This is a genomic window from Nonomuraea sp. NPDC001699 (assembly GCF_053596455.1).
Genome location: NZ_JBSFGF010000010.1, coordinates 19,078 through 44,487 on the forward strand (window position 1 = coordinate 19,078; position 25,410 = coordinate 44,487).

Annotated in this window: 23 protein-coding genes; 10 read left to right on the forward strand and 13 right to left on the reverse strand. The window is 68.9% G+C overall.

Annotated features, from left to right (window positions below):
* Nucleotides 1-330 precede the first annotated feature (330 nt).
* From ACWCSU_RS28380 to ACWCSU_RS28400, 5 genes are all read right to left on the reverse strand, one after another.
* A complete protein-coding gene (locus ACWCSU_RS28380; RefSeq protein ID WP_449938929.1) occupies nt 331-1,503 on the reverse strand; it encodes a tyrosine-type recombinase/integrase in 1,173 nt (390 codons plus the stop codon).
* Complete coding sequence (locus ACWCSU_RS28385) at nt 1,463-2,014, reverse strand: hypothetical protein (protein WP_449938931.1); 552 nt, start codon at nt 2,012-2,014, stop codon at nt 1,463-1,465. The genes ACWCSU_RS28380 and ACWCSU_RS28385 overlap by 41 nt, the downstream gene beginning before the upstream one ends.
* 5 nt (nt 2,015-2,019) lie before the next feature.
* Nucleotides 2,020-2,295: a helix-turn-helix transcriptional regulator gene (locus ACWCSU_RS28390; protein ID WP_449938934.1), complete on the reverse strand. Its 276-nt coding sequence runs from the start codon at nt 2,293-2,295 to the stop codon at nt 2,020-2,022.
* A gap of 311 nt (nt 2,296-2,606) precedes the next feature.
* The gene (locus ACWCSU_RS28395) at nt 2,607-3,512 is read right to left on the reverse strand and encodes a TRM11 family SAM-dependent methyltransferase (RefSeq protein WP_449938936.1); all 906 of its coding nucleotides are present in this window, start codon (nt 3,510-3,512) and stop codon (nt 2,607-2,609) included.
* On the reverse strand, nt 3,509-4,459 hold the full coding sequence (locus ACWCSU_RS28400) for a hypothetical protein (RefSeq protein ID WP_449938939.1): 951 nt from the start codon (nt 4,457-4,459) through the stop codon (nt 3,509-3,511). Before ACWCSU_RS28400 ends, ACWCSU_RS28395 begins: the two co-directional genes overlap by 4 nt.
* A gap of 373 nt (nt 4,460-4,832) precedes the next feature.
* On the opposite strand from ACWCSU_RS28400, the gene ACWCSU_RS28405 reads away from it, so the two are divergent.
* The 3 genes from ACWCSU_RS28405 to ACWCSU_RS28415 all read left to right on the forward strand — a co-directional run bounded on the left by ACWCSU_RS28405 (nt 4,833) and on the right by ACWCSU_RS28415 (nt 7,257).
* The gene (locus ACWCSU_RS28405; RefSeq protein ID WP_449938941.1) at nt 4,833-5,237 is read left to right on the forward strand and encodes a hypothetical protein; all 405 of its coding nucleotides are present in this window, start codon (nt 4,833-4,835) and stop codon (nt 5,235-5,237) included.
* 536 nt (nt 5,238-5,773) lie between these two features.
* On the forward strand, nt 5,774-6,514 hold the full coding sequence (locus ACWCSU_RS28410; RefSeq protein ID WP_449938943.1) for a hypothetical protein: 741 nt from the start codon (nt 5,774-5,776) through the stop codon (nt 6,512-6,514).
* A gap of 335 nt (nt 6,515-6,849) precedes the next feature.
* Nucleotides 6,850-7,257 (forward strand): pilin, encoded by a 408-nt coding sequence (locus ACWCSU_RS28415; protein ID WP_449938946.1) that lies wholly within the window; start codon nt 6,850-6,852, stop codon nt 7,255-7,257.
* Between the two features lie 13 nt (nt 7,258-7,270).
* Here ACWCSU_RS28415 and ACWCSU_RS28420 read toward each other — a convergent pair whose 3' ends face one another.
* Complete coding sequence (locus ACWCSU_RS28420; RefSeq protein WP_449938948.1) at nt 7,271-7,621, reverse strand: hypothetical protein; 351 nt, start codon at nt 7,619-7,621, stop codon at nt 7,271-7,273.
* On the opposite strand from ACWCSU_RS28420, the gene ACWCSU_RS28425 reads away from it, so the two are divergent.
* From ACWCSU_RS28425 to ACWCSU_RS28455, 7 genes are all read left to right on the forward strand, one after another.
* Entirely contained in the window at nt 7,524-8,984 is a 1,461-nt protein-coding gene (locus ACWCSU_RS28425) for a hypothetical protein (protein WP_449939361.1), read from the forward strand. The genes ACWCSU_RS28420 and ACWCSU_RS28425 overlap by 98 nt on opposite strands.
* A complete protein-coding gene (locus ACWCSU_RS28430; RefSeq protein ID WP_449938950.1) occupies nt 8,981-9,946 on the forward strand; it encodes a PrgI family protein in 966 nt (321 codons plus the stop codon). Before ACWCSU_RS28425 ends, ACWCSU_RS28430 begins: the two co-directional genes overlap by 4 nt.
* Nucleotides 9,943-11,811, forward strand: coding sequence for a VirB4 family type IV secretion system protein (locus ACWCSU_RS28435; RefSeq protein WP_449938952.1), 1,869 nt, complete (start codon nt 9,943-9,945; stop codon nt 11,809-11,811). The genes ACWCSU_RS28430 and ACWCSU_RS28435 overlap by 4 nt, the downstream gene beginning before the upstream one ends.
* Complete coding sequence (locus ACWCSU_RS28440; RefSeq protein WP_449938955.1) at nt 11,808-14,378, forward strand: type IV secretory system conjugative DNA transfer family protein; 2,571 nt, start codon at nt 11,808-11,810, stop codon at nt 14,376-14,378. The genes ACWCSU_RS28435 and ACWCSU_RS28440 overlap by 4 nt, the downstream gene beginning before the upstream one ends.
* A 73-nt stretch (nt 14,379-14,451) precedes the next feature.
* The gene (locus ACWCSU_RS28445) at nt 14,452-15,387 is read left to right on the forward strand and encodes a replication-relaxation family protein (RefSeq protein ID WP_449938958.1); all 936 of its coding nucleotides are present in this window, start codon (nt 14,452-14,454) and stop codon (nt 15,385-15,387) included.
* Nucleotides 15,384-16,367 (forward strand): C40 family peptidase, encoded by a 984-nt coding sequence (locus tag ACWCSU_RS28450; protein ID WP_449938960.1) that lies wholly within the window; start codon nt 15,384-15,386, stop codon nt 16,365-16,367. Before ACWCSU_RS28445 ends, ACWCSU_RS28450 begins: the two co-directional genes overlap by 4 nt.
* Nucleotides 16,368-16,646: 279 nt before the next feature.
* A complete protein-coding gene (locus ACWCSU_RS28455; RefSeq protein ID WP_449938962.1) occupies nt 16,647-17,384 on the forward strand; it encodes a hypothetical protein in 738 nt (245 codons plus the stop codon).
* Between the two features lie 77 nt (nt 17,385-17,461).
* On the opposite strand, the gene ACWCSU_RS28460 is transcribed toward ACWCSU_RS28455, so the two are convergent.
* From ACWCSU_RS28460 to ACWCSU_RS28490, 7 genes are all read right to left on the reverse strand, one after another.
* Nucleotides 17,462-17,929 carry a hypothetical protein gene (locus ACWCSU_RS28460; RefSeq protein ID WP_449938965.1) on the reverse strand — a complete coding sequence of 156 codons (468 nt, stop codon included), beginning with the start codon at nt 17,927-17,929 and terminating at the stop codon, nt 17,462-17,464.
* Entirely contained in the window at nt 17,926-18,462 is a 537-nt protein-coding gene (locus ACWCSU_RS28465; protein WP_449938967.1) for a hypothetical protein, read from the reverse strand. The genes ACWCSU_RS28460 and ACWCSU_RS28465 overlap by 4 nt, the downstream gene beginning before the upstream one ends.
* 65 nt (nt 18,463-18,527) lie before the next feature.
* Nucleotides 18,528-19,109 carry a hypothetical protein gene (locus ACWCSU_RS28470; protein ID WP_449938969.1) on the reverse strand — a complete coding sequence of 194 codons (582 nt, stop codon included), beginning with the start codon at nt 19,107-19,109 and terminating at the stop codon, nt 18,528-18,530.
* A 133-nt stretch (nt 19,110-19,242) separates the two neighbouring features.
* Nucleotides 19,243-19,716 (reverse strand): hypothetical protein, encoded by a 474-nt coding sequence (locus ACWCSU_RS28475; protein WP_449938971.1) that lies wholly within the window; start codon nt 19,714-19,716, stop codon nt 19,243-19,245.
* Nucleotides 19,717-19,923: 207 nt separating this feature from the next.
* Nucleotides 19,924-20,928 carry a DUF932 domain-containing protein gene (locus ACWCSU_RS28480; RefSeq protein WP_449938974.1) on the reverse strand — a complete coding sequence of 335 codons (1,005 nt, stop codon included), beginning with the start codon at nt 20,926-20,928 and terminating at the stop codon, nt 19,924-19,926.
* 265 nt (nt 20,929-21,193) lie between these two features.
* Complete coding sequence (locus ACWCSU_RS28485) at nt 21,194-22,312, reverse strand: hypothetical protein (protein ID WP_449938976.1); 1,119 nt, start codon at nt 22,310-22,312, stop codon at nt 21,194-21,196.
* Between the two features lie 2,258 nt (nt 22,313-24,570).
* Nucleotides 24,571-25,272: an ATP-binding protein gene (locus ACWCSU_RS28490; protein WP_449938977.1), complete on the reverse strand. Its 702-nt coding sequence runs from the start codon at nt 25,270-25,272 to the stop codon at nt 24,571-24,573.
* Nucleotides 25,273-25,410: the final 138 nt, after the last annotated feature.

The window sequence follows — 25,410 nt, forward strand, 5'->3', positions numbered from 1 at the left end:
TCGAGATGGTGGTGACCGCGAACGCCTGGAGTGCAGGCGTGGACGCGGTGGGCCACAGGTGGCTGGCGGATAGACGGAGATCGGCCTGCCACCTTTCCGACGGCGATCACGGCGGTGCCCCCGTCCGCCTGATCGCCGCCCAGGGCGGCCCCTCGATTGAAATGGCGTCGCAGACGCAGGGCCGTGCGACGCGAGGGGCCGCCCACCTCCGTAGACGTCCGGCAGCAGCACGCCACCTTCCCAGCCTGTGCTGCTGCCGGACCGAGACGCGCCGAGATGCGCCGCAGTCACGTCCGCAGGCCACAGCACCGACGTGCTTCTTCCTGACGGCTACCTGGTGGGCAGGTGAATCACTGCCCCCTTCGTCTCGCTGAGCATCTCCGTCCCTGTGGGATCAGTGGCGGCTCGTCCGAACAGCACTGGCCGGGGCCCGGGAACGGCCGATCCGGTGAGAAATGCAGCGGTTGCCTCGGCGGCAGCCGCAGCCGCCTCCGGGTAGACGCTGGTGTAGGTGTCACGGGTGAACGCGGATGTCTTGTGCCCTAGTGTCTCCTGCACGATCTTGATGTCCACCCCGGCGGCGAGCATCGCGGTGGCCGCGCCGTGGCGCAGGTCGTGCAGCCGAATCGGTGGCAGGCCCGCCTGGTAGCAGATCTGGTAGAAGCGGTCGGTCACATGCTGGGGATGCAGCGGCCGCCCGAACTCGTCGGTGAAGACGAACCCCGAGTCCACCCAGTCCTCGCCCGCGGCCAGCCGCTCCCGAGCTTGCCGTTTCTTGTGTTCTTTGAGCAGGGCCATGGTCTCGGTGTCGACGGCGATCTCGCGATCGCTGGCATCGGTCTTGGGAGTGCCCTGGATCGGGTCCCAGCCGAGCTGGGTGATCTGCCAGTGAATCCCGATCCTCGACCGCTCGAAGATGACATCGGTCCAGCGCAGCCCCACCCCTTCCCCACGCCTCAGGCCGCGCATCGCGATCAGCCGATACAGGACGAACAACCGGTCCTTTCGCGCGTGAGCGAGGAAGGCGTTCGTCTGCTCGGGCGTCCACACCATGACCGGCGACGGGCGCGGCGCACCGATGTGGGCCGCGACCGGGTCGATCCGCTTGCCCTCGCGGACCCTCTTGAGCCGGTCCAGATGAGCGGTGTGGTCCTGTCGCCACTGGGTCACTCGCTCCTCGGTCCAGATGACCGGCTTGGGCCGGGTCACCGCGCCGAGCTCGACAACGGCGGCCGGGTTGAAGTCCAGCAGCCGATCCTGCCGAATCGCCATGTTGAGCGCGTGCCGGAGCGTCGCCCGGATGCGATGCATCGTGGTGGGACCGACCGGACGCCGATACCGGACAGCTCGCACGCGTGCAGGGTCACCGCTGGCGCGTTCGGTGGCGATGATCTCGTTGAACTCCTCGATCGCGTCGAACATGCCCGCGATGTCCGACACCCGCAGCCGATCCAGCCGGATGTCACCCAGATACGGGCTGAGGTACAGCCGGGTGGGACTCATAGGCGCGTTTGGTGGTCGGCTCGATGGCGCGCTTGCGCTTGAGGAACTCCTCCAGCCATTCGGCGACGGTGACGTGCCGGTTCAGGTCCTGATGTGTGCGGACCTTGCGCCGCACCTCTTCGGTGTCGGGAAGCTGCTTGGTGTCCTTGATCACCGACAACATCAGAGCGGCGATTTGCCTGCGCACCGCCGGGTCGGGATCCAGGGCCAGCAGTCCGCGAGCGTGATCCAGCTCCGCCTCCGCGTCCTCCAACGTCGCGAACCCGCGCCGCCGCAGCGGGGTCCGCCTCCTGCCGTCGGCCTGCGCGGGCAACTCCAGTTGGTAGGCCCATGTGCCGTGCGTGGAGCTCCACCGCTGGCCGCCGTCAGTGTGCGTGCTGCGCAGCTTCGGACATGTCTTGCCGATGTTCTTGCCGGTCTCGGGGTCGGTGCAGGAGCAGATCTTGTGCGTGGTGCCCCTGGCGACGGTCGCCCCGTTGCCTACCGTCGGCTTGACCGGCTTCTTGGCCATCGTGGTCATCCTTCCTCGCTGGTCGGACGGCTGTCGCCGCCCGGGTTGATGTGATCGAGTCGTGCAGCTGGCGGGTCGAGGAGCGCCCGCAGCCCACGCACCGGTACGGCGTACCGGCCGCCGATCCGCAGCACCCGGCACGGGAACTCACCCGCTTTCGCGAGCCGGTATGCCTTGGTGCGGCCCATCCCGAGCAGCCTCCCGGCCGCCAGCAGGCTCACCACCTCCAGCCGCTCGGCTGCCCCGGCTGCGAGGAGTTCGTTCGGGGTTGTGCTGGTCATGCGTCACCTCCATGCGCGTTGATGAACAGGGGCCGTTCCGTGCCGCGTGCGATCTGCGGCCCCGTCCGGCCGGTGCGGGCTGTGGTGGGCGCTACGCCGCCGACCGGCCCCGCGACGGGTCCGGGGCCGAGGGGTGCCGTCCCGTTGAGGACGGGGCGGTCACAGCCCCGGCACGCGGGATGCCGGGCGGGGTTGGTGACGGCGGTATCGACGCCCACCTTCATGGCCCGTGTCAAGCGAAATCCGCAGGTCAGGGCACGTGCCCCTGTTCCCGGCCCGAATCCGGGCCAGGAACAGGGGCCCACTCGGCGCTACTCCAGCTCGCGACCGTCTCGAAGGTGCGAGCCGACCTCGGCCGTCGTCGGCCGAGGCGGTTGCGGGCGTACGAACACCAGCAGGTCCTCGTGCGCGACCGCGTGAATGGGCAGGCCGCGCGCCCATGCCTTACGTGCCTCGTGGAGCTGGAAGAACGACGCCCGGTTGAGGAGGTGGCCGTCGCCGAGCCCGCACAGCAGGCACACGATCCGGTCGGCGAACACCAGCCCTGCCTTCTGGGCGACCTGATGGACGTGGCCGGGCAGATCGACCAGCTCGCCCCGCACCCGGTACGGGCGCACGGTGATCGCCACCGCGCCGCCTGGCCGCAGCAACTGCACGCATCCGGCCAGGATGCGGCCGAACCCTTCCAGCAGCGCCGGGAGCTGTTGATGGGCGAGGTTGCCGCGATCGGCCGAGTAGTGGTGGTTCCACTTGCGCACCCCTGGCTCGCCGGTGTCGCGGGTGGATCGGATGTGCCCGTGAGTGGCTGCGCCGTACGGCGGGGAGGTCAGCACCAGCGCCGCCCGCTCCGCCAGGTCCGGCAGCAGCCGGGCAATGTTGCGCGAGTCCCCGGCTACCACCCTGCCGGCCCCTTCGGCTCCCTGCTTCCTGGCGTCGGCGAGGTTGGCGACCGCCAGCCTCGCCCATCTCTCCTCGTACTCCACCCCCGCGGCGTGCCTGCCGAGGTGTGTGGCCTCGACCAGGGTGGTGCCGATCCCGCACATTGGGTCGACCACCAGCTCCCCCGGCCGCGTGTAGGTGCCGATCACCCGAGCGGCGATCGAGGGGAGCATCTTGCCCGGATGCCCCATCGACTCCGGCAGGTACCGGCCGCGCCGCTGCACGCGCGAGGGCTGTTGCCCGGTCGCCCACACCGACGTCGTCACCTCGGCCGTCAACGCCCACCTCCAGCTGCCTGAGCAACGACCTCGGCGGCGGCTGGCGAAGCGGTACTGTCCGTCGGTTCGGGCGGCTCGGCGAGCCTTCGTGGGCGGGTGAACAGCAGGACGTCCGAGTGGACCCGGGTGCTGGCGAGCAGGCCGGCACACGAAGGAAGTTCTTGGAGGGTGGCCAGACCGGGACGCAGGTGGCCTGGTTCCGTGTACTCGCCGCGAGCGGGGTGATGCAGGGCGATGATGTGCTGCAGATACACCAGCCCCGTTTTGCGGGCCTGAATGATGATTTCCGGCAGCGGATCGACCACGCGATCGGCTCGGTGCAGGCCGGTTACGACGGCCAGATGCCCTCCTGGCTTCACCAGCCTCGCCGCCGCCGCGATGCCGTGCGCCTTGACAGCGTCCGGCGAGCTTGACCGTCCGGGACGCCGGCCCGGCTGGTCGCAGGCCTGCTCCGACACCACCAGCCCTGCGCCGTCGGCGAGGTCGGCCAACGGCGCCTCGTCGCCGAGGTCGGTGATGCGCAGGTCGGTGACCTCCAGGTCGTGGGCAGGATGGGTGCGTGCGAGCCGGGTCCAGATCACGCCCGCGCGGGCGGTGTTGGTGAAGACGGCCACCGGCAGGCAGCCCGCCGTCAACGCGGCCGAGATCAGCTGATGATCGCTGGCGCCGAGATGAACGACCGTCTCTCCCAACCGAGCACACGCAGCGATGAGGTGGCGGGCCAGCGGACCGCTGACTGGGTGGCAGCAGCCTCCCCCGCAGGCGGGGACGGATTCGGTGTCGGATGCCGCCAGCCACACGGTCAGCGGCAGGTGTCCCCGTGAAGGGTCCTGCACCTCGCGGATTACGCACAGCTCCCGGAAGAGATCTATGGCTGGAGTGGAGGTGGTGGACGAAGAGGTGGTGGTCGGTTCGGTCATGTAGATGTGGCCCGAGTACCGGATCACGTGTCCCTGTCACTGATCCAAATACCGGCGCGAGAGCCCGAGTTGGGACAGTCCGTCAAGCAAAGGTTCGACAAGGGCGGCCACTTACATGCGACTCCGCCATGTGTACGTGGATGACTCCGCCTTGCTCTTCTCTGCGCTCCCGTCTTCTGGCCGGGATGGGCTTAATCTCCCGTGAGGCACCCGAACATCGAAGACATGCCCCCATCTGGAAGAGCACGTTTCCTCAGGTCACAGCATTCTCGTGCGCGTGCCGTACACCTCTCGGGCAGTATTCATCGCTCACCTTCATCCCGATTAGCGCCACCGCCCGGCAGCATCCGCCTACGCTGAGACAACGCGGCCCCAGCCGTGTCACCGGGAGGTGGTTCACATGCCGGGCCGGAAGGACGAACTGGCCGAACGCCGCTTCGCCAAGCTCGTCGACCAGCTCAAAGCGATGATGAGCGCCGGCCTCAAGCCGGAGTTTCGCGGCTTCTACGGCGAGCTCATTCTCGACCATGCGACCGTGACCGGACTGGGTGAGCTCTCCGACCTACGCCGTGCAGCGCGAGCAGCCGGACGCCAGCTCGGCTGGCACGTACGCACGCACGTCGCCGACAACGGAACCCTCTTCATCATCGACGACCGGGACCCACCCCAGGAGATCCGCCGTCTGGCAGACCGTCGCGCGGCCGAGGCCGTCTCGGCTGTCATTACTCGCGCGAGGGCCGAGGCCCGCATGCTTCGCACCAGCCGGCCCATCACCCGGCCGAACGGCCACGACGAAGGCTCCTGACGAAAGCCAGGTGCGGTCCTCGGTTCGAGCCCAGGTCCACCCATTGACGCAATCTTGACGCGAGAGTTTCGACCTCATCCCGTTCCCGCAGGTCAGGCAGCTTTCCGCACCCAGCATCACGGGATACGGCCGCACTCCGATCTGCAGGCACAGACCGCCTGGTTCCCGCGTTTTCGCAGGTCATCCCTAATTCTGAGACACGATCCGAAACTGACGTGATCTTTACGCTGTCCGATGTCTGATCATTTTCCGCCCGGTTCCTGCCCAGAGCCTCTGGCCGGATGGCGACGTCCGAACCGAATCTCCTCCTTGGGAGCGTCGCTATGTCTCACCCTTCGGTCCGCCTCTCCGTAGACATCGTCAGCTCGACCAGTAGCGCGACCACCAATCCCGGGAACTCGTCGAGCAGTACTGACCGGCCCACCACTGGCCTGTCCGTTCCAGGCCCGGCTCCCATCGAAGCGTCCGCCCTCTCACTCGAAACCCCACACCGAACGCGACGCGAGCTCGACGACGTGCCGGGGCTGGCAAGTTCGATGGCACTGGACGTGGCCGAACACGCCTTCCACCTGCTCATGCGCGGCCCGGACCCACTGTCGGTCGACGGCGCGGCCCTGGGACAAGGGCTTCCTGCCCGGCCGATCCCGATGGACGAACTGCGGATGATCCTGCTGCACCCGTCCTGCTCACGCATCACCCGCGACCACGTGTGGCGGCATCTCATCGAGCAGGCCCGCACCCATCGAGGCGCATGGATGGTCGCCGCCGTCGCGCTCGCCATCCCGATGCTGCGCCGCCTCGTCACCGCACTCACCATCGAGATTCACGGCGAGCGGGGCAACCGCCTGGCCAGTGCTGATCGGGAGGACCTGGAAGCCGAAGTGCTGGCTGCTTACATGGAAGCCCTGACCCGGGTGAAGCTGGCCTGGTCCCATCCGGTCCTACGACTGTCACGGCTCACGCAGTTCGCCGTACTGCGCGCCTACGTCCCGCAGCGACCCACCCTGCTGGCGGACCCGGACCTGATCGACCGCGCCGAGGAGCGGCAGCAGTCACTCGCCTGCCCGACAGGCCACCCCGACCTGCTGCTCGCCCAGGCGGTCGCCGAGGGGGTCATCACACGGGATGAGGCGGAGCTGATCGGCTTGACCCGGCTGGAGGGCGTCTCGCTCAGCTCCTACTGCCGCCGCCGCGGCCTGCTGTACTGCACCGCGCTCAAGCGCCGTCAGCGCGCCGAGAACGCCCTCTACCAGGCGTTTCTCAAGCGCAACCTGTAGTGATCGGACCGGCGCCAGCGCGAGTTTGCCAGCAAAGGCCGAGCAAAATCCACTGGCGCCGATGTCCTAACTCGGCCCTTCGACCTGGTCTTTGGACAGGTGAAGGCAGCGCGGAAGATCGCCGAGCCCGGCAGCGGGACCCGTACCTGGTCACCGGTCCCTGTCACCCGGCCCAGCCCACGCTCCGCACCTCGAAGGAGGACGCCCACCCGGCCCCGCGCCGGGCCCGGCACCTCCGCGCCGCCCTCTCCTCACACGATCGCCCCCCATCGACCCGCGTCGTCGCCCGTCCGCGACCGCCGTTCGCTCCGCTCCATCGCTCTGGGAGGCAGCACGTGATTCGCCCGCGCCGTACCACTTCTTCCCACGCCCTCAGCCTCAGAATCTGTCTCATCGTTCTGGTCGTTCTCGGCGGTCTCGTCATGGGCGCCCTGCTCGAATACGTGATCGTCCATGCCGTCGCCTTCGCCGAGTCCACCGGCCTGGAAGCGGTCAATGCGGCAGCGGCTCCGTCTTCGCTGAACGCGGTGATCGACAACCTGCGCAACGTCATCGTGGGCCTTCTCGTGGCACTCGCCACCTTGTTCCTCACCGTCGCAGGAGTCCGCTACATCCTGGCCGGTGGCGACCCCGGCGAAGTTGAAGCCGCCAAGAAGGGTCTGCGCTACGCCGCCCTCGGCTACGGCATCGCCGCCCTCGCTCCACTCCTGGTGACCATGCTCAAAGGCATCGTGGGCGCCTGATGACAGGCGTTCATCACCGGAGCCGGACCAGCGGACGGCTGCGCCGGCTACGCCGCGCCTGCCTAGCCATCGCGCTGATGGGGACGGCCGCAGTGAGTGTCTCCGTATTCGCTGCCGGGCCTACCCTGGCTGAGCCCGCTCCGACGCCTTCCGCCATCGCGAGCCCGAGTCCGGGTCCGGCGCCGCAGGTGACCTGGATTCCGCCCGTCACACCGCCCACAACATCGCCTTCGACGCCGCCGAATGCGGTGCAGGAGTGCGGGTGGATGGATGTCGGCTGCAAGATCAACCAGGCGATGAACGGCTGGTTCACCAGCCTGGTGACCGACGCGATCAACCCCGCCTTCACGCTGGTCGGAAGCACTCTGCTGGCCGCCCCTCCACCGATGATGCTGGAGCGTGTCCGGGAGCTGTCCGGCCACGTCCAGCTCGTCGCCAACGCACTGCTGATGCTGATGGTGCTGGCCGGGGGCGTCATCGTGATGGCCTACGGCGGTGCCTCCGGCAACTCCACCACGCCGGGTGAGATCATCCCGCGCCTGATCGTCGCAGTGATCGCGCTGAACGCCTCGCTGACCATCTGCCAGTACGCCATCGAGCTGACCAACGCCATGGTTACCGCGCTGCTCGGTGACGGTGTCGATGGCCAGCGGGCTGGGAACCTGATCGCGGCCAAGGTGGACGGCTTGATCAAAGACCCGAAAGGCACCGTGCTCTTCCTGGTGCTGCTGGTCGGCGCGGCGGCGCTGATGGGCCTCGCGCTCGCCTTCATCGGCCTGATCCGCATCACCCTGCTCGTGTTTCTGATCATCGCCGCACCGCTCGCCCTGCTGTGTCACGCGCTGCCGCAGACCGAAGGGATCGCGAAGCTGTGGTGGCGGTGCTTCTTCGGCCTGCTCGCCATCCAGATCCTGCAAGCCATCGGGCTGATCTTGGCGTTCAAGCTGTTCCTCACCGACTCTGCAGCCGCTTACCCCCTCGTTCCTACCAATCCCGGGATGGGCGAGGCGGTCGAGGCCACGATGCGCCCCACCTTCAACCGGGCCCTGGACGCGCTCATCTTGATCGGCGTCCTGTTCGTCCTGGTCAAGATTCCCGGCTGGGTCGCCAAGACGATCTGGCAGCAGGGCCAGCCCAACCTGCTCAAACGCCTCGTCAAAGCCGTCATCGTCTACAAGACCCTCGGCGCCGCCCGCTCTCTCGGCAAGACCGGCCGAGCCGTCGCTGCCCGCAAAGGCCAAGCGGCAGCAGCCCACCGCCATGGCCGACCAGGCAACGGCAGGAGCGGCCCCGGTCGAAGCCCGAAGCCCGGCAGCCCAACGACACCTAAGCCTCCAACCGGCCCGCAGACGGGAGCCGCCATGCCCAACCGTTCGCCGTCCTGGCAGCAGCTCGAACTCCCGCTCAACCTGCCGTCGTCCACCCCCTCTGCTCCCACTCCGCAAGCGGCTGCCGCCTCGGCGAGGCGGGCCCGACAGGGCACGCAGCTCGCGCTGCCCTTCCCGGTCACCCGCGTCCCTCGCCCACCCGCACCACCTGGGACGCCAGCGGCGAGCACGCCCTCGGCATCGGGGCCGTGGATTCGACCCCGCCCGCCGTGGGTGCAGGACCGGCTTCCTGGCATGCCCACCCGCGCGCCCCGCCCGGGCCAGCTCCGCCTGCGGCTCGATCCACCGCCCCGCCGCACCCCTCGTGTCCAGCGCCAGGCACGAGGGGAGACCCGATGAAGCACGAGGCAGAGCCGCCGCCGCTGCTGGCCCGCATTCCGGCTGACATCAACCAACCCGACAAGATCGCCTATGGGCTCACCTTTCGCCAGCTCCTCATCGTTGCCCTGACCGGCGGCATCGCCGCCGCCGTCTACTACCTGTTCCACCAGCTCCTGCCCGTCGTCATCCTGGCCGCGATCCTGCTCCCGCTCCTCGCCCTCGGCATCGCCATCACCCTCGGACGACGGGACGGGCTGAGCCTGGACCGGTTCGCCCTCGCCGCCGTACAGTTCGCCCGGACCTCCAAGAGGCTGGTCGCCACGCCGGACGAAGTCACCGAGCCGCCGAGGTGGTGCCGCCTGCGCGGCAAGCTGCCCGCACCCCTGCGGCTGCCGGTGCGAGCCATCCGCACGGACGGCGCGCTCGAACTCGCAGACGGCGGCGTCGCCGTCCTGGTCGAGACCGGCACGCTGTCGTTTCACCTGCGTACCACTGGCGAGCAGGCAGCGCTGGTCGGCGGGTTCGGCAGGTGGCTGAACTCCCTCGAAGCGCCCGTCCAGCTCCTGGCCCGAGCCCGGCCGGCGGACCTGACCGGCCTCGTCCAGGCCGTAGAGGCCCAAGCCGAGGCTCTGCCGCATCCGGCGCTGGCCCAGGCAGCACGCGAACATGCCGCCTACCTGACCGAGCTGCACACCTCCCGCGAACTGCTGACCCGGCAGGTCCTCGTCGTCCTGCGCGACCATCCTGCCAGCGGTCGAGGTCGCCGCTCGGTACGGCGAGATGCCTCGGCCGCGGTCGTCATGCGCCGGGCGGCAGAGACCGAACGCGCCCTGGCCTCGCTCGGTGTGACCACCCGCGTCCTGGATGCCGATCAAGCCGCCCAGGCGCTCGCCGAGTGCCTCGATCCCGGCGGCCGCTATTCCGTCGGCCAGGCCCTCCCAGACGAACTCGTCACCTCTTCGATCAGGAGCATCGCGTGAAGCTACGCCGCCGCGCCCACCACGAGGAGCCAAGCGCGCTGATGCGACCGGCCGCTGCCCAGGTCGGCGCTCGGACCGTCACCTTGCCCAACGCCATCTGCGCGTCGTTCGCCATCACCGGCTACCCGCGTGAGGTCGGCGCGGGCTGGCTGGAGCCCCTGCTCACCTACCCTGGCCACCTTGACGTCTCCCTGCACATCGATCCCATCCCGCAGCAGGTCGCCGCGATGCGGCTGCGCCGCCAGCTTGCCCGCCTGGAATCAGCCAGCCGCGCCGACGCCCAGCACGGACGCCTTCAGGACTTTGCGGCAGAGGCCGCCGCCGATGACGCCACCGACCTGGCTGACAGTCTCGCCCGAGGTCACGGCCGCCTGTTCAGGGTCGGCCTGTACCTCACCATCCACGCCCCTACCGAGGCGGAGTTGGCCGCTGAGGTCGAACGCGTGCGGGCTCTCGCCTCCTCGCTGTTGCTCGAAGCGCAGCCGGCCACGTTCCGCGCGTTGCAGGGGTGGACGACGTGTCTGCCGCTCGGCGTCGATTCCCTGAACCTGATGCGCACCTTCGACACCAGCGCGCTCGCGGCGGCCTTCCCGTTCACCTCACCCGACCTCGCCACCGAGATCGGCGAGACGAGCGTGCTGTACGGGCTGAGCGCCACCGGCTCTGGCATCGTGCTGTGGGACCGCTACGCCCAGGACAACCACAACTCCGTCGTCCTCGCCAGAAGCGGCGCGGGCAAGAGCTTCTTCACCAAACTCGAAGCCCTCCGCCTCCTCTACCAAGGGGTCGAGGTCGCGGTCGTCGACCCCGAAGACGAATACGCACGCCTGGCTCGCGCGGTCGGTGGCACCTGCCTGCACCTCGGCGCGGCCGGAGTCCGGTGGAACCCGTTCGACCTGCCCGCCAGCCACGGCCCTCGTGATGACGTGCTGGCGCGGCGGGCGATGTTCTTGCAGACCCTCATCGCAACCATGCTCGGCGGACGGCTCACCGCACAGGCCAGAGCTGTCCTGGATTCGGCGATCCTCGCCACATACCAAGCCGCCGGGATCACCCGCGACCCCGCCACCTGGACCCGGCCCGCCCCGCTCCTCGCCGATCTGGTCACCTTCCTTACCAGAACTGGCGGCCGGGGTGGAGAAGGCGCCGGTTCGGCTGGGCCGGAGCTGGCCGCCCAGCTTGCCCCGTACGTCACAGGCTCCTACCGCGAGTTGTTCGACGGCCCCACCACGACCCATCCGTCTGGCCACCTGATCGTGTTCTCGCTGCGGGATCTGCCCGAGGAGCTGAAGGCGGTCGGCACCCTGCTCTCGCTGGACGCCATCTGGCGGCGGGTGGCCAACCCCCGTAACCGCAAGAAGCGACTGGTCGTCGTGGACGAAGCCTGGCTGCTGATGAAGGAGCCCGAGGGCGCGCGGTTCCTGTTCCGGATGGCGAAGGCCGCGCGCAAGCACTGGGCCGGTCTCGCCGTCATCACCCAGGACGCCGCGGACCTGCTCGGCAGCGAGCTGGGACAGGCGATCGTCGCCAACGCCGCCAACCAGGTCCTGCTCCGGCAGGCACCGCAGGCCATTGGCGTGGTCGGGGACGCCTTCGACCTGACCGACGGCGAGCGGCAGTTCCTGCTCACCGCGGAGCGAGGCGAGGCGCTCCTGGTCGCTGGGCCGGCCAGCCGAGCAGCCTTCCATGTCATCGCCTCGCCCCGTGAGGCGGAGCTGGTCACCACGGATCCCACCCATCTTGCCCAACTCGATCAGCTCACCGAGCTCAGTCAACAAGCCGCACCACCAGCCCCGCCGACCGGCTTCGCCGGGACCAGCAGCGACCACGAGGACTATGCCGACGAGGAGGGCGACCCATTGTGATCTTCACCTTCACTGATCCTGAAAGCCCGTGCCTGCTGTGCGAAATCGACCAGCAGGACGTCGAAGACGCACTCGACTTCCTCGCCAAGCTTCCCGCCCGGCTGCCTGAGTTCGCCCTCTTCCATGGGCCCCGTGTCGCCCTGACCTTGGCCGTCATCTGGTCCGTGACCGCTGCCGTGCGGTACGTGCTCGGCTGGGCTCATCACGCCGACATGACCCCGCAGGCTCGGCTGATTGAGATCTCTTCGCCGCCGTGTAGCGACCTCGAGGGGGCGCTGGTGCTGTGGCGGCAGTTGGTCGGCCTATTGCGGCCCGCCTGGGCGCGGGTCTTCACCGGGCAGCCGCACCTGGTGTGGGAATACCACGGCAGCGACGCCGGAGTGCGTATCCGGCTGTGGGTGCCCGGAACCGTACCGCCCGGCATCGTGGAGAAAGCCATCCAAGCCGCTTGGCCGGGCGCGACCACCACCACCTCACCCGCCAGCTCGCCCCTGCCCGAAGGCGCGCAGGTCGCGGGCGGCAGGCTCGTACTCGCCGGGCCTGAGCACTTCCCGCTCACCACCAACCACGACCATGACCCCATCCGATCCTTGCTCGAAGCCATGGGCGGACTCCGCCAAGGCGAACACGCCGTCGTGCAGATCGTCGCTCGCCCCGCCACAGGCCGACGGCTCCGCCACGCCTACCGGGCCGCCGCCCACCTACGCGGAGGCGGCAGCCGAAACCACGTCGGCCGCTTCTTCGACGCCATCCTCCCCATGCCCACTGACAACCGCGACCACCGGCCCAGCGAGCTGGCCCGCGACTATCCCGAACGCGCCGAACAGGTCCGCGCGATCCTCGCCAAGGCCGGACAGCCCCGCTACGAGGTAGCCATCCGCTATGCCGTCTCCACCAGCCGACAACCCAGCGCGACGATCGCAACCCACCAGCCGATGGGCGTTCGTGATGCTGCGGCTCCTTCCGGCCACGTCCGCGGGTGGCTTCGAGGTCAAGCCCACACCCTCGCCGGCGTCTTCGCCCTGTTCACCTGCAGCCATCAGTACCTGCGCCGAGCCCGCCTCTGGCGGCCCGCCCGCGCGATCAGCTCACGCCGCCTCGACCAGGGCCATCTGCTGTCGATCGCTGAGCTGGCCGCGCTCGCGCACCTACCCTGGGACGTCGACGCCCCCGGCGTCACCCGCGCCGGAGCCCGGCCCGTTGCCCCGTCACCGGCCGTCCCCCGCAACGCAGCCGGTGGTACGGCACGCATCCTGGGGGACGCCGACAGCGGCCCACAGCGCCCCGTTGCGCTACCGGTGCGGGACGGGCGGCACCACACCCACGTCCTGGGCGGCACCGGCGTCGGCAAATCCACCCTGCTGGCCAACCTCGTCCTCGCCGACGCAGCAGCAGGTCGGGGCACCCTGGTCATCGACCCGAAGGGTGACCTGATCACCGACATCCTCAACCGGCTCCCCGAACGAGCCATTGGCAGAACCGTCGTGTTCGACCCGCAAGACGCGGCACCGCCGCCGTCGATCAACATCCTCGCCGGACACGACCCCGCCTTCGCCGTCGACTCCGTCGTCACCATCTTCCACCGCTGCTTCTCCACAGCCTGGGGACCACGAGTCGATGACCTGCTGCGCTCTACCTGCCTCACCCTGACCCATGTGCTGGGCCGCAAGGCGACCTTGGCGGATGTCCCCCGCTTGCTGACCGATTCGGCATTCCGCGCGCAGATTGTCAACCGTCTGGACGACGGCCTGCTGGGCGGGTTCTGGGACTCCTATGAAGCCCTCACCCCAGCCGGACAAGCAACCGTCATCGGGCCGGTGATGAACAAGCTCCGCGCCGTACTGCTCCGACCGTTTGTGCGGCTGGCACTGGCCAGCACCGACACCACCGTCCATATCGGCAAGCTCCTCGACCAAGGCGGCCTGGTGCTCGCGCGGCTCCCGAAGGGCATCTTGGGCGATGACGCCGCCCGGCTGTTCGGCTCCATCCTGCTCGCCCACACCTGGCAGGCCACCACCCGCCGCTCCAACATTGCCGAAACCGACCGGCCCGACGCCTCCCTCGTCATCGACGAGTGCCACAACTTCCTCAACCTGCCCGGCCACATCAACGACGTCCTCGCCGAAGCACGCGGCTACCGGCTCTCTCTGGTGCTCGCCCATCAGCACCTCGACCAGCTACCGGCGGACCTGCGCGAAGCGCTGTCGGCTGACGCGCGGAACAAGATCTACTTCAACGCCTCACCCAAGGACGCGAACGACCTCAAGCACCACACCGCGCCGCTGCTCACCCCGCACGACCTCACCCACCTCGGCGCTTATCAAGCCGCCGCACGCCTCATCGTCGACGGCCAACAAACCTCCGCGTTCACCCTCCGCACCCGGCCCCTGCCCGCACCGATCGAAGGACGGCAAGAGGCCATCAGGCAGGCATCCCGCGTGCGGTTCGCTCAGCCTGGCCGTACCCCCCGATCTCCCGTCCGCAGGGCCCGACAGATCCGCGTTGAGCTGGACCTGCGCCCCAGCATCCACGGCCAGACGACTACGCGAGACGAGCCGCTCGACTGAGTCCTCCTCGGCCAGCCGGTCGCCCCGTCCACCGCAGCTCCACCAGCATCCATCTCAACCTTGGAGAACCGTCATGCCCGTCACCCGCCGCCCGCTCGGCCTGCCCCGCTTCGACGCCGCAGCCATCGCCTACGCCGCCACCCGCCTCACCCCACGCGACTACGAGATCCTTCAACACCTTCTCCACCACCGAGTCCTGACCACCCACCAACTGGAAAAACTGTTCTTCACCAAACCACAGCCCACCCGCCGCCGTCTGGGCATCCTGCGTAACCTCGGCATGATCACCCCCTACCGGCCCTGGACACCCACCGGCTCCTATCCACACCACTGGATACTCGGCCGGGCCGGAGCCGAACTCCTCGCACTGCGCAACCAGACCACGATCAAAGAACTGGGCTACCACCCGGACCGATCCATGAGCATCGCGGTGTCATCGATGCGGGGCCACCAGGTCGGCGTCAACGACTTCTTCGTCAACCTTGCCCACCTGGCCCGCCACCGCCCTGACACCCACCTGCGGGCGTGGCTGTCGGAGAAGCAGTGCGCCAGGATCTGGGGCGACCTGGCCCGGCCCGACGCCTACGGGTGCTGGGCCGAGAACGGCTGCCAGATCGACTTCTTCCTTGAGCACGACACCGGCAGCATGACCCTGGCCAAGGTCACCGGCAAGCTCGCCTCCTACAGCGACCTCGCCGACACCACCCGCATCACCACCCCGGTGCTGTTCTGGCTGCCCAGCCGCACCCGCGAATCCAACCTCCGCAAGCTGATCACCACCGATCTGCCGATCGCCACCGCCGTACACACCGAACTGAATGACGGCCCGGCCGGGCCCTGCTGGCTACCCATCACCGCCCGCCCCAGCCAGAGCAGGATGCGACTGGTCGACCTTGTCAACGGGTGGCCCCACCTCGCCCTCGGCGAAGCACCCGAACAGCCTGCCGCCGACGAGGACGACAACGCCTCCCTCGACCGCATCTTCGGCCAGGAGGAGACGAGCAGGTGAAGGCCGCCGCGGCCGGCGCCGCTCTCCTGCTGCTCATCGTCTTGGCCTTCCTCGCAGCCGCCACCAGCATCCTCACCGGCTCCGCAACACCCGGCGGCGTGGCCTGCGCGATCTCGCCAGCGATGGCGAGCAGTCAGGAGGATGAGCCGGTCGCGGCTGCACCGGCAACTACCGTCGTCGCCTCCACATTGATCTTGGACGGCGAGCAGCAGGCCAACGCCGCGCTCATCGTGCAGATCGCGATGGAACGCGGCCTGCCCGCACGAGCAGCGGTCGTCGCCACCGCGACCGCGTTGCAAGAATCCAAGCTCCGCAACCTGACCTACGGGCACCTCGACTCGCTGGGTCTGTTCCAGCAACGCCCCTCCCAGGGCTGGGGAACCCGCGAGCAGATCCTTGATCCGCGCTACGCCACCAGCACCTTCTACGGCCACCTGATCAAGGTGAAGCGCTGGGAACAGCTCCCGCTCACCCGCGCCGCCCAGGCCGTACAACGTTCCGGCTTCCCCAACGCCTACACCCCATGGGAGCCACTCGCGCAACGCGTGGTCGACGCCTTGACTGGGTCCTGCGTCGCGATCATTCCCGGGGAGCAGATCGCCGCCGTCATCGCCTACGCCCACGCCCAGCTCGGCAAACCCTACCTGTGGGGAGCCGAAGGCCCCGACAGCTTCGACTGCAGCGGCCTGACCATGCGCGCCTACCAGGCCGCCGGGATCTCCATCCCACGCGTCGCCGCAGACCAATGGCGGTACGGCCCACCCGTCACACGAGGGCAGGAGCAACCCGGCGACCTCGCCTTCTTCCGCATGGAACCAGACGGGCCCGGACACGTCGGCATCGTCCTCGGAGGCGGCCAGATGATCCACGCACCCAACAAACGAACCGTCATCCAGATCGACACCTACCAGCGCGGAGATTTGATCGGGTTCTCTCGCCCGGCCGCCCACGCGCCCACCGACCAACCCGACCCGCGCTGACAGGACGCGACCACCGCGCGATGTCACCGCTGCGGCATCGGCCCCGCATCCAGCTGCCGTTCGGCCCACACGGGGTCTGCACAGACCCCGTCCCGTATCCGGCCTGACGGCCTCAGCGGTGCGCTGACGGGCGTGCTGATGGCGCTGCCCGGCCGTTCATGGATGACCTTTCCTGGGGGTGGGCTGCTCGTTTCTGACGAAACCCGTGGCCACTCAGAGCGATGTGACCGATACTGTGCGGGAAGCTCTCGGTCGGTAGCCCGGAGAAGGAGACGCCTCGTGTGTGCGACGCGGTTCGCCCTGTCCCAGCTCGTGGTCAGCCTCTCCCACGACCTCAACAACCCGATCAAGATCCGAGCCAAGCACAAGGTCGCCGGCATGCTCCTGCTCGACCGAGACCACGCCAGCCGCCTCGACCGAGGCTGGAACGTCCCCGGCGCCTACATCCTGCTCGACCGCCCAGACGCCGAGGACCGGTGGGGAGCCTACGTCGGCAAGGCCACCAACCCCGGCCTGCGCCACCGGGTCCTTCAGCAGGTCAAAGACCGCGACCACTGGTACCGGGCCCTGCTCATCCGCTACGAATCCAACGACGACGAGACGCTGAACAGCAGCGAAGCCGGATGGCTCGAAGGCGAGCTCTACCACTGCCTCGACAGCGCCGTGCAGGTCGACCTGCACAACCGCAACCGGCCCCAAGACGCCACCCTCTCGGATGACGACGAGACCAGCCTCATCGACTACCTTCTCCCCGTCGAATCAGTCCTGCGCCTGATCGGGCACGCCCTCGACCGCCGCCGAATCGGCAATGCCAAAGCGGATGGACCTCTCGTAAAGCAAATCCAGCCTGCTCCTGCACCGAAGAAGGCCGAACCCCACGTGAGCGTGTTCGGCTACGGACCCAACCCCCATCTTCTTCAGAACCCGACGTTCGAGGAAGCGTTTGAGCGTTTCACGCGGCTAGCAGCAGAGCAAGGTCGTCGTGTCCAGCCAGAAGCCGCAATCCCCTCCGCGTGAGCCGGTGGTGAAGGAGGTGTGCCCCGGCCAGCACACTTGACTTGTGCTGGGCGGGGCATGCCTCCTACATCACCGGATCAGCTACCGCCGTACTTCTCCTTGTCGTCCCCGTACTTGTCGCTCTCGTCGCTGGATTCTCCGCCGAAGATCCGGCAGGCGAGCTCCTCCTCGGCTGTGAGGATCACGGCCTGTAGCTCGGGAACTCCGGTGTCCAGCGCCTTGTAGAGGCGGTGCCAGCCGTCGATGACCAGCATGCCGCCGTTCGGGACGGTGGCCACGATCAGCGGCTCGGACAGATTCACCTGGGCGGCGTGCTCGGTGCTGATGGCGATCAGCCGGAGTATGCCCGCCCATTCCCTGGGATCGATCCGGCCCTGCGGGGTGCGGGCGCGGGTGAGCTTCTTGGCGGTGGTGATGTTCCATCTCCACGCCATCATCTGGAAGAACTCCACCCGCGAGCTGTCGGCGCGGCGAGTGCCGGACCTGCTCGTGGCTGGCGGCTCAGGCGCGCTGGAGGGCTTGCCGGTAGCGGTGCTGTCGCTCATGCCTTCATCTCCCGCCCGGCCGAACTGCTGCCCGGAGCCTGCTCCGCCGGGGAGGCCGGCCCGAGTGTCTTCGCCTGGTCCAGGAAGGTTCGTGCCGCGTCCTGACGGATGAGGGCCAAGGCCCGCTCGACGTGGGCCAGGGCGAGCTCGTGCGCGCAGCCCAGCCCAAGGGCCTGGGAGCTCGTGGCGGTGTCGAGCGCGCTGGCGTCGTCGTCCAGGTACGGGCTGATCCAGGATACGAACCTGGCCACCGTCTGCTCCGAGGTCAGGTCTCGGCCGCCTCGCTCGTGCTGGATGTACCGATCGACGAGCAGCCACCACCCAGTGAGCGTCTGGGCGTGCAGGGTGACGTAGAGCTGCTCGGCGTTCAGCCGCTCACCCCGGCCCAGCCGTCGCGCGATGTCGTCGGCGTTACGCCGCCGCACCTCGCTGGCCTGCTCGATGATCGCCTCCATCGAGAGCGCCTCGCTCATCTTGGGAGCGGCGTCCGGCGCGAGCGTTGAGGGGTTGGCCTGGCGTGGGAGATGACACATGTGGTTGCCCTTTCATTGAGTGGTGTGGCCAGCGGCGGGTTGCGCTGGCAGGGGCGGCTGCTGGTTCACGGCGCATCTGAGGTCGTCGCGGGCTTCTCCGAGGGTGCGGCCGAACCGTAGGTGTGGCACTGGTCCTCGGGTTTGCCCGTAGCCGGGATGTCGGCTTGGTCACCGGGCTCTGCGGCGAGGTGCTGGGTCAGGAGCTGGCCGCTGCCGTTGAGGAAGTCGCGGGCAGCGATGCGCGAGGCGTGGGCGAGGGCGTGCTCGAACAACGTCCCCGGTCGCCCGGCCGGGGCCTCGCTGGTGAGGTAGTGGCGGGCCCACGAGCGCACCCGCCGCGCCGCGTGATCACAGGCCAGCCTGTGGGCCGTGATCTGTACGTCCACCAGATCCCACCAGGCGCGCGAGGAGCGCATGTACTCGGCGGCGAACAATTGCTCGCCCGATAGCCAGCGTCCGTTCTGCAGGGCGGCGACCGCCTCGGCCGCAGCCGCGTAATGCGCCTGACGTGCGGCGGCGATCTTCTCGGACGTCAGCTCATCCAACGAGCGTTGCGTCTGCCCGGAGACGTTGGTGATGCCCGAGGCCGGGGCGGCGTCCGACCCGCCTTCCGGGGGCAGAGGGCCGGGCTGGTGCAGGTCGTTCATCGTGGTTCCTCTCGTCGGGTGACATGAGCAGGTGAGGGGTGAGGGCATGGTGCGGCCTCCATCCGGCGGCCCGCCCCCAACGCATCGAGCGGGGTGGGCGGGCGCAACGTGGGCGGGAGTACCAGGCGCACAGTCACGGCTGGTACTGGCCCGCCGCACCCCCCGGCTTCGCGGTGGCGGGCGATGTCGTGTGAGCAGTGGCGTCGTCATCCGGGCAGCGGTCTCGCGTGGGCGGCAGGGTGAGTGCCTCGGCGAGATTCTGGGTGGCGTCCAGGAAGGCACGCGCGCCACCTCGACGGGACTCGGCCATCGCCAGGGCGAACAAGCCGCCGTTGGTCAGCGGGCGGGTGTTGATCAGCAATTGCTCGGCCCGTTGCCGGACGGTCAGCAGCGCGGTTGCGCCGTCGACGGTCTCCTCGCGGCCGTGGGTGAGGTCGGTGACCTGCTGCCACCACGACATCCGTTGGTAGGCATAGGCGATGCGGCCCAGGTCCTTGTCGCGCAACGTTCCTACGTCGTCGAGGGAGGCGATGCGGTTGAGGGCTTCGCTGAGGTCATGCCGGGCGAGGCTGGCGTTGTACATGGCTAGGTCTTCGAGTCGTCCCATGATGAACTCCTTCGCGATCAGGTGATGGGGTCGTTCGGGCGGGCCACCCGGCCGGGCGCGGGGCATTGTCGACCGAGGGCATAGGGCGGTGGGGACGTTCCAGCGCGCACGCCACGTGTGGGCGTGGGCGGTATGGCTGCGCAGGGTTACGGAGTCCGGCCGGGGTCCCCGGCGCGCCCCGCGACGGGGCCGCGCCGGGCAGTCCGGTCAGACCGTGGCGAGCATCCGGAAGGCTCGGGCCTTGATCTTGGCGTTGTCGTGGTCATCGAGCAGGGCGCGTTCGGCGCGGACTGTGGCGATGTCGCGGCTGCCGAACACGGGGCTCTTGTGGTCCAGCCGCTCGGTCACCGCGTTGTAGGCCGCCCACCGCGTGTTACGAATCGGCTCCTGGGTGGGCGCCTCGCTGAACAGGTACTCCAGTTCCTGCATGGTCAGGTCGTGGTTCCGCTTGGCCAGCTCCTTCGCATCCGCCGGAAGCGGGTGGAGGCGGGTGGCGAACTGACGGAACTCCTTCACACCCATCGGGACCGCGAGCAGCTTCTCTGCCTCGGCCGCGAACGCTTCCCCGTGCTTCCACGTGAGCTTGAGCGCCTCGCGCGCCTCAGCGATGCGCCCGGCAACGTTGCCGGTGTGCCGGACGGTGAACTTGGAGGCGTGGTTTGCCAGCGCGGCCCGTTCGGTGTTCGCGCACACCACCCGGACCGGAGTCGCGACCGTCGTGAACGCGCCCCACCCGTCATGCCGGGAGAACGCCGCCAGGTACAGATCGATCTGGTCGAACCCTCCGACCATGAGCGGCTCGGGCAGCCGCATCGTGACGAACACGCGCCGCCCACCGTTCAGCGACCCGCCGGTGTCGAAGATCGCTCCCGACTCGTCCACCAGGGTCTGGAGGAAGTCGGTGACGTCCTCGTTCTGCAGGACCTGATAGTCCCGTCCCACCCGACCGAGGCGTTCGGGCAGGCCGGTGACCAGGTTAGTACGGACGACCAGGAAGTCCTCGTCCGTGACAACCGGCTGGCCGGTGACCGGGTCGGTCACCTGACCGACCGGCACCTTGCGCACGTTCCACCCGGCGAGCTGTGCGTTGGACAACAGCTCCTCGGCCGTCATCGGACCGGGCGCGGTGTAGCCGAGCCCATGCCAGCCGGGCTTCCCGGCGGCGGCGAATCCGGCTGAACCGTTGGCGAAGATCTCGATCTCGTGAGCCATGACAGTGCCTTTCTGATGTGGGGTTTGAAATGCGGGTACGCGGAACAGACGCGATGCCGCGATGGGTGTTGTCAGCGGGGTTCGGCCCCGGCGCCGTGCGGGCCGGTGTGCCGGTGATCAGTGGGTGAGGGGCGTTCGTCCGGCGCGGGGGCCGGGGCCGTGCTCGGGCGCGTTGCGGGCCGGTGCGGGCGGGGCGGTAAGGGTGTCCCGCCTGCTACCGGGCCGGGGTGGGCGGGCCGGTAAGGGCGGCCCGCCCCCCTCGGGCTCAGGCCGCGTCGGCGTCCGTGTCGTGGGCGTCGGCGGGTGCGGCGGGGGTGGACTTGGCGGTGGGGGCGAGGCCGAACCGGCGGGGCCGCTCACACGTCAGCACCGCCTCGCCGAGGCTGACGAGCCGGTCCAGGGCGTTGGCCACCGCGCCGGACGAACGGTTGATGACCTTCCCGATCTCGTACGGGGTGAAGTCCTTGTCGGGGAACTCGGCCAGGTGCGCGTACACCAGATCCCGCAACGCACCCGGACGAACCGCATCCCCCGCGCCCGTGCCGCCACTGGCACCCGGACGGGCCGCCGACACGGGACGGGCCGGGGCAGCGGTGCCGGTCAGCGCCGCCCGCGCATTCCGGTGCGCCGAGGCGACCTTCGTCATTGCCATTTCCAGGCACCCCAATGCCATCACGGCGTTTCCCTCCGCTTTCGCCGACATCACCCCACCGAACAGGTTCACCAGCTCCGCCAGATCCGCACGTGCCCGCACCCACGCCGGATCGTCTGCCACTGGCTCGGAGGCGTCGGCCACGGCGACCGCGTCGAGGCCACTGTCCGTCCTGTCCGACTCGTGATCGTCCGCGTCATCGTCGGCAGAGTCCTGCTCCTCGTCATCGGTTGGCTCGTCCACCGAGGCAGACCCGGCCGGGAACGCCTTCTCTGGCCCGTCCGGGGTGGGGACCGCGTCAGGCGCGGCATCCGGCGTCTCAGGAGGCATGGCGGGCGCGTCAGCGGTACCGGTCGGCTCCGCGTCAACGTCGGTGGCCGTGGCGGTGACGGCGTCGGGGATGATCGGGAACCACCGGTCAGCCGCCCGCCCGCGCCCACCCTCGCTAACGCCCGGCTCACGCCGCGCCCGGCCGTCCGCCTCGAAGTCGTTGAGGATCTTTCCGGCCGCCATCCGGCTCAAGCCCGCCGCCGCCCCGATCGCTGTGGCCGACCCGCCCGGCTCGGCGTTCAGCGCCGCCCACACCGCCACTACACGCCCGTCAGCGTCCGTCGCGGGGTCAGCGCCCGGCGCGGCGGCGTCGGGGCTGTCAGGGCCCGTCAGGGACGCGGTAGCGGCCGTTCCGGTAACGGCGATTTCCGAATCAGTGAGGACGGTTTCGGTAGCGGTCATTTCCGAGGTTTGGATAGCCATTGCGTGACGCCCTTTCCGGTCGAATTTTCTGGCCCGTGTGGGCCGGTGTTTTTCGTTTGCACCACGACCATCCCTCGTCAATAACGCGGGCGGCAAGTCGATCCGGCAACAAATATTGTCACCCCGACGGCTGGAGAGGCTGACCTAACAAAATAACCGCTGATCTGCGTAAACATCTGGCGAGAAGGTAGCAGGATCGACTTGACATCCCGGGCCGGCCCGACTCTTCACCGAACAAGAAGACGACGTTGAACGATGCCGGATTGCCCGAATTCCCGCACAAAGAATCTGCGAGATGAGCGCCAATCCCGATTGACATCAATACGGAAACGAGCGTCCATGGAATTAGGCGGGAAACACCGCCGGAACACCGCCCCGGAATAACGCCGAGCCACACGAAAGGGCACACCACAGATGACGCACACCGCCTCCGGAACCTGCAACGGGACCGGCACCGCCGCCCGCCGCACTGTCGAACCCGCGCACGCCCGCGCCCTAGCGACCACAGCCCCCGATGGGCGATCATGCGGGACGACCGTCATGATCAACCCGTCATCGTCCGCCCCGAACGCGGGGACGACGGCACCCTGCTGGAAATCTGTGTCTACGAGCACATGTTCGACCTCGGTGGCGATTGCGCCACCTGCGATGACGCCCACAACTGCGTGGATGCATGCCGGATGGGCACCCGACTTCGAGACGGTCGCCTACCACATGACCGACGATGGATCTACCTCGGCCGCATCGCTCCCGGCGGCACGTACCCCGTCACTGATCTCCGCGCCGACATCCCGCCCGCTGACGTGGCCCGGATGATCGCCGCCTACGTGGACATCCACTCGCCACCACCGCCCCGGACGCCACCAGAGGCGGCGCGGACGGGCCTGAGAGCGCCGCCACGCCCGCCCCGTCTAGCCACCCCGGGGCAACGCAACCAGCCCCGGTACTGCCCTACGGCGGCACCGGGGCCGCTCCGTGATCAGCCGAGACGAAGGCACTGCTCGCCGCACAGGACGAGGTCACCGGATGGGCCGGCCAGCGGCCGGGCCGCTGGCCGGCAGCTACCGATGGAGGAGGGGAGGGCGGAGACGCAGAGGCGGAATGAGAGAAGAGAAATTGATGGTGCAGGCATGCACGAGAACGCGCGCACACATATTCAAAGGAGTCGCCTATAGGCGATTCGGGGCGGCCAGCGCAACAGACGAAAACCGCGTGACCTGAGCAGATGACACGCCAAAGGGTGTCGCGATCTCAGCAACAACACCGGACGCGACAACAAATCGCGACACCGTATGCGACACCGATCAACACCTCACCAGCGGAACCGGCAACACCCCGTAAAAGTGCACGCGACACCGATCATGCCGTGCTTGCTCTTATGCTCGGCAGGGTCCGCCTCACCCCTTACGTGAGGCGAACCCCATCCCAGCCCTCCCCCGGGCAACCCCGCACCGGACGGGCGGGCGAACCGGTATCAACACCCACCTGCACCCCAGGTGTCAAGCCCGCCCCCACACCCATACCTGGACGCGGCCCGCAACCCTATGCCGCGATGCCGCCAGCCAACTCCGAGGACCTGGACCGGCCGCGACGACGTCGACGCCGATGACCTTCCTCCGCCTCGACTTGGCAGTCCGGACGAGCCGGGGCTCCTGTTCGCGAGTCTGGCCGTGCCCGGTCACGCCGCCGACCCAATGCCCATGGCCACCATCCACCCTGCCGCCACGCCACCCGTGCCCCATCAGCGCCCGCGACCGACCACGTGCCCGTCACCGACCGCTCCGCCGCCACCCCCAACGGCCCCGCATCGGCCGTCCACGGGCCGCTCATCCCCGCAGCGCCCCCACCGCCCACACTGGCCGCACCCGCCCCCGCGTCGGGTGCGGACTCTGAGGCCAACAGCGGCGGCACGCTAGCTTTCGCCGAGATCACACCAGGTGCCCCGTTGAACAACTCGGCCAATCTCGCCAGAGGGCAGACCCCATGCAGCCCGTGCTCGGCCAGGCCAGAGAGCTGCGATCCTGGCTCGAAAACCGGCTGGGCCGGGATCGGCGGCAAGGCATGCCGTAGTGCCTGCGGCCCGGTGGCACTGATCATCACCTGCTTGCCGCGCAGCGCCAGCCACTGGTAGCCCACCACCAGGAAGGCCCAGTCAGGCCAGCCCCGGCGTAGCGCGGCGAGTGCCTGCCGCGCCCACGGCTCCTGCCCGTACGCGGACACCTGGTCCGCCTTCCACCTCAACTCCTCTCCCGCAGGGCCGCGGAAGGGTCCAGCCGGATACCCTCCTCCTGACGGCTAGAACCGGGTCTAGCCGCCGATGGCCGTTCCAGAACGCCACTCGGCTCCTCCCCCCGGTCACCCACCACGTCATCCAAGGACGGTCCGGTAACCCCCTCCATCAGGGAGAGCTCCGCCCACACCGCGTGCCCGGTCGCCGCATTCCCCGTCACCCCGGTACGGTCCGCCAACTCGGCCACCGCGGCCAGCCCCCGGCCGTCCTCGGCCGTCTCCGGTACCGAGCCAGGCGTCTGAGAAAAGTCCGGGACCGGGCCGCCACCCAGGTCATAAACGACGACCCGTACCGACTCCGCCCCGCGCAGCACCTCCACCACGAAGAACCCCCGCTCTCGACCCGAGAAGGAGTGCCGCAGCGCATTACTGACCAGCTCGGCCGTCACCCACTGAGCATCGTCGGCCAGCCCGGTGTCGGCCAGGAGCTGCCCGACCATCCGGCGGGCGGCAGCCGACTGATCCGCCCTCCCGGCGAACGCCCGCCGCCAGGCCACCCCGGCCCACAACCGCGAGGAACGGAACGTCGACATCACCAGCCCCGGCGCCAGATCCGGGAACTCCTCCATCAACGACGGCTGCTGACAGCCTCGCGGAATGAGGGCGTCGACCGCCTCGCCCGAGAACGCGTGCTGCGTGAGCTTGTCCATGCGGAGATATCCCTTCCGGTCACGCCCCCGGCCGATCCAGGAGCGGCCAGCACGATCACCCACCTCGCCGCCCGAATCACACCCCCAATCCACACCCCACCCACACCGCCCCCCGACCTGCGGCAACACCGGCGCTCC

Excerpts from the sequence above, each read along its gene's own strand:
- ACWCSU_RS28380 (WP_449938929.1), bottom strand. The coding sequence starts at position 1,503 with ATGAGTCCCACCCGGCTGTACCTCAGCCCGTATCTGGGTGACATCCGG.
- ACWCSU_RS28385 (WP_449938931.1), bottom strand. The coding sequence starts at position 2,014 with ATGGCCAAGAAGCCGGTCAAGCCGACGGTAGGCAACGGGGCGACCGTC.
- ACWCSU_RS28390 (WP_449938934.1), bottom strand. The coding sequence starts at position 2,295 with ATGACCAGCACAACCCCGAACGAACTCCTCGCAGCCGGGGCAGCCGAG.
- ACWCSU_RS28405 (WP_449938941.1), top strand. The coding sequence starts at position 4,833 with ATGCCGGGCCGGAAGGACGAACTGGCCGAACGCCGCTTCGCCAAGCTC.
- ACWCSU_RS28410 (WP_449938943.1), top strand. The coding sequence starts at position 5,774 with ATGGCACTGGACGTGGCCGAACACGCCTTCCACCTGCTCATGCGCGGC.
- ACWCSU_RS28425 (WP_449939361.1), top strand. The coding sequence starts at position 7,524 with ATGGATGTCGGCTGCAAGATCAACCAGGCGATGAACGGCTGGTTCACC.
- ACWCSU_RS28430 (WP_449938950.1), top strand. The coding sequence starts at position 8,981 with ATGAAGCACGAGGCAGAGCCGCCGCCGCTGCTGGCCCGCATTCCGGCT.
- ACWCSU_RS28445 (WP_449938958.1), top strand. The coding sequence starts at position 14,452 with ATGCCCGTCACCCGCCGCCCGCTCGGCCTGCCCCGCTTCGACGCCGCA.
- ACWCSU_RS28460 (WP_449938965.1), bottom strand. The coding sequence starts at position 17,929 with ATGAGCGACAGCACCGCTACCGGCAAGCCCTCCAGCGCGCCTGAGCCG.
- ACWCSU_RS28465 (WP_449938967.1), bottom strand. The coding sequence starts at position 18,462 with ATGTGTCATCTCCCACGCCAGGCCAACCCCTCAACGCTCGCGCCGGAC.
- ACWCSU_RS28470 (WP_449938969.1), bottom strand. The coding sequence starts at position 19,109 with ATGAACGACCTGCACCAGCCCGGCCCTCTGCCCCCGGAAGGCGGGTCG.
- ACWCSU_RS28475 (WP_449938971.1), bottom strand. The coding sequence starts at position 19,716 with ATGGGACGACTCGAAGACCTAGCCATGTACAACGCCAGCCTCGCCCGG.
- ACWCSU_RS28480 (WP_449938974.1), bottom strand. The coding sequence starts at position 20,928 with ATGGCTCACGAGATCGAGATCTTCGCCAACGGTTCAGCCGGATTCGCC.
- ACWCSU_RS28485 (WP_449938976.1), bottom strand. The coding sequence starts at position 22,312 with ATGACCGCTACCGAAACCGTCCTCACTGATTCGGAAATCGCCGTTACC.
- ACWCSU_RS28490 (WP_449938977.1), bottom strand. The coding sequence starts at position 25,272 with ATGGACAAGCTCACGCAGCACGCGTTCTCGGGCGAGGCGGTCGACGCC.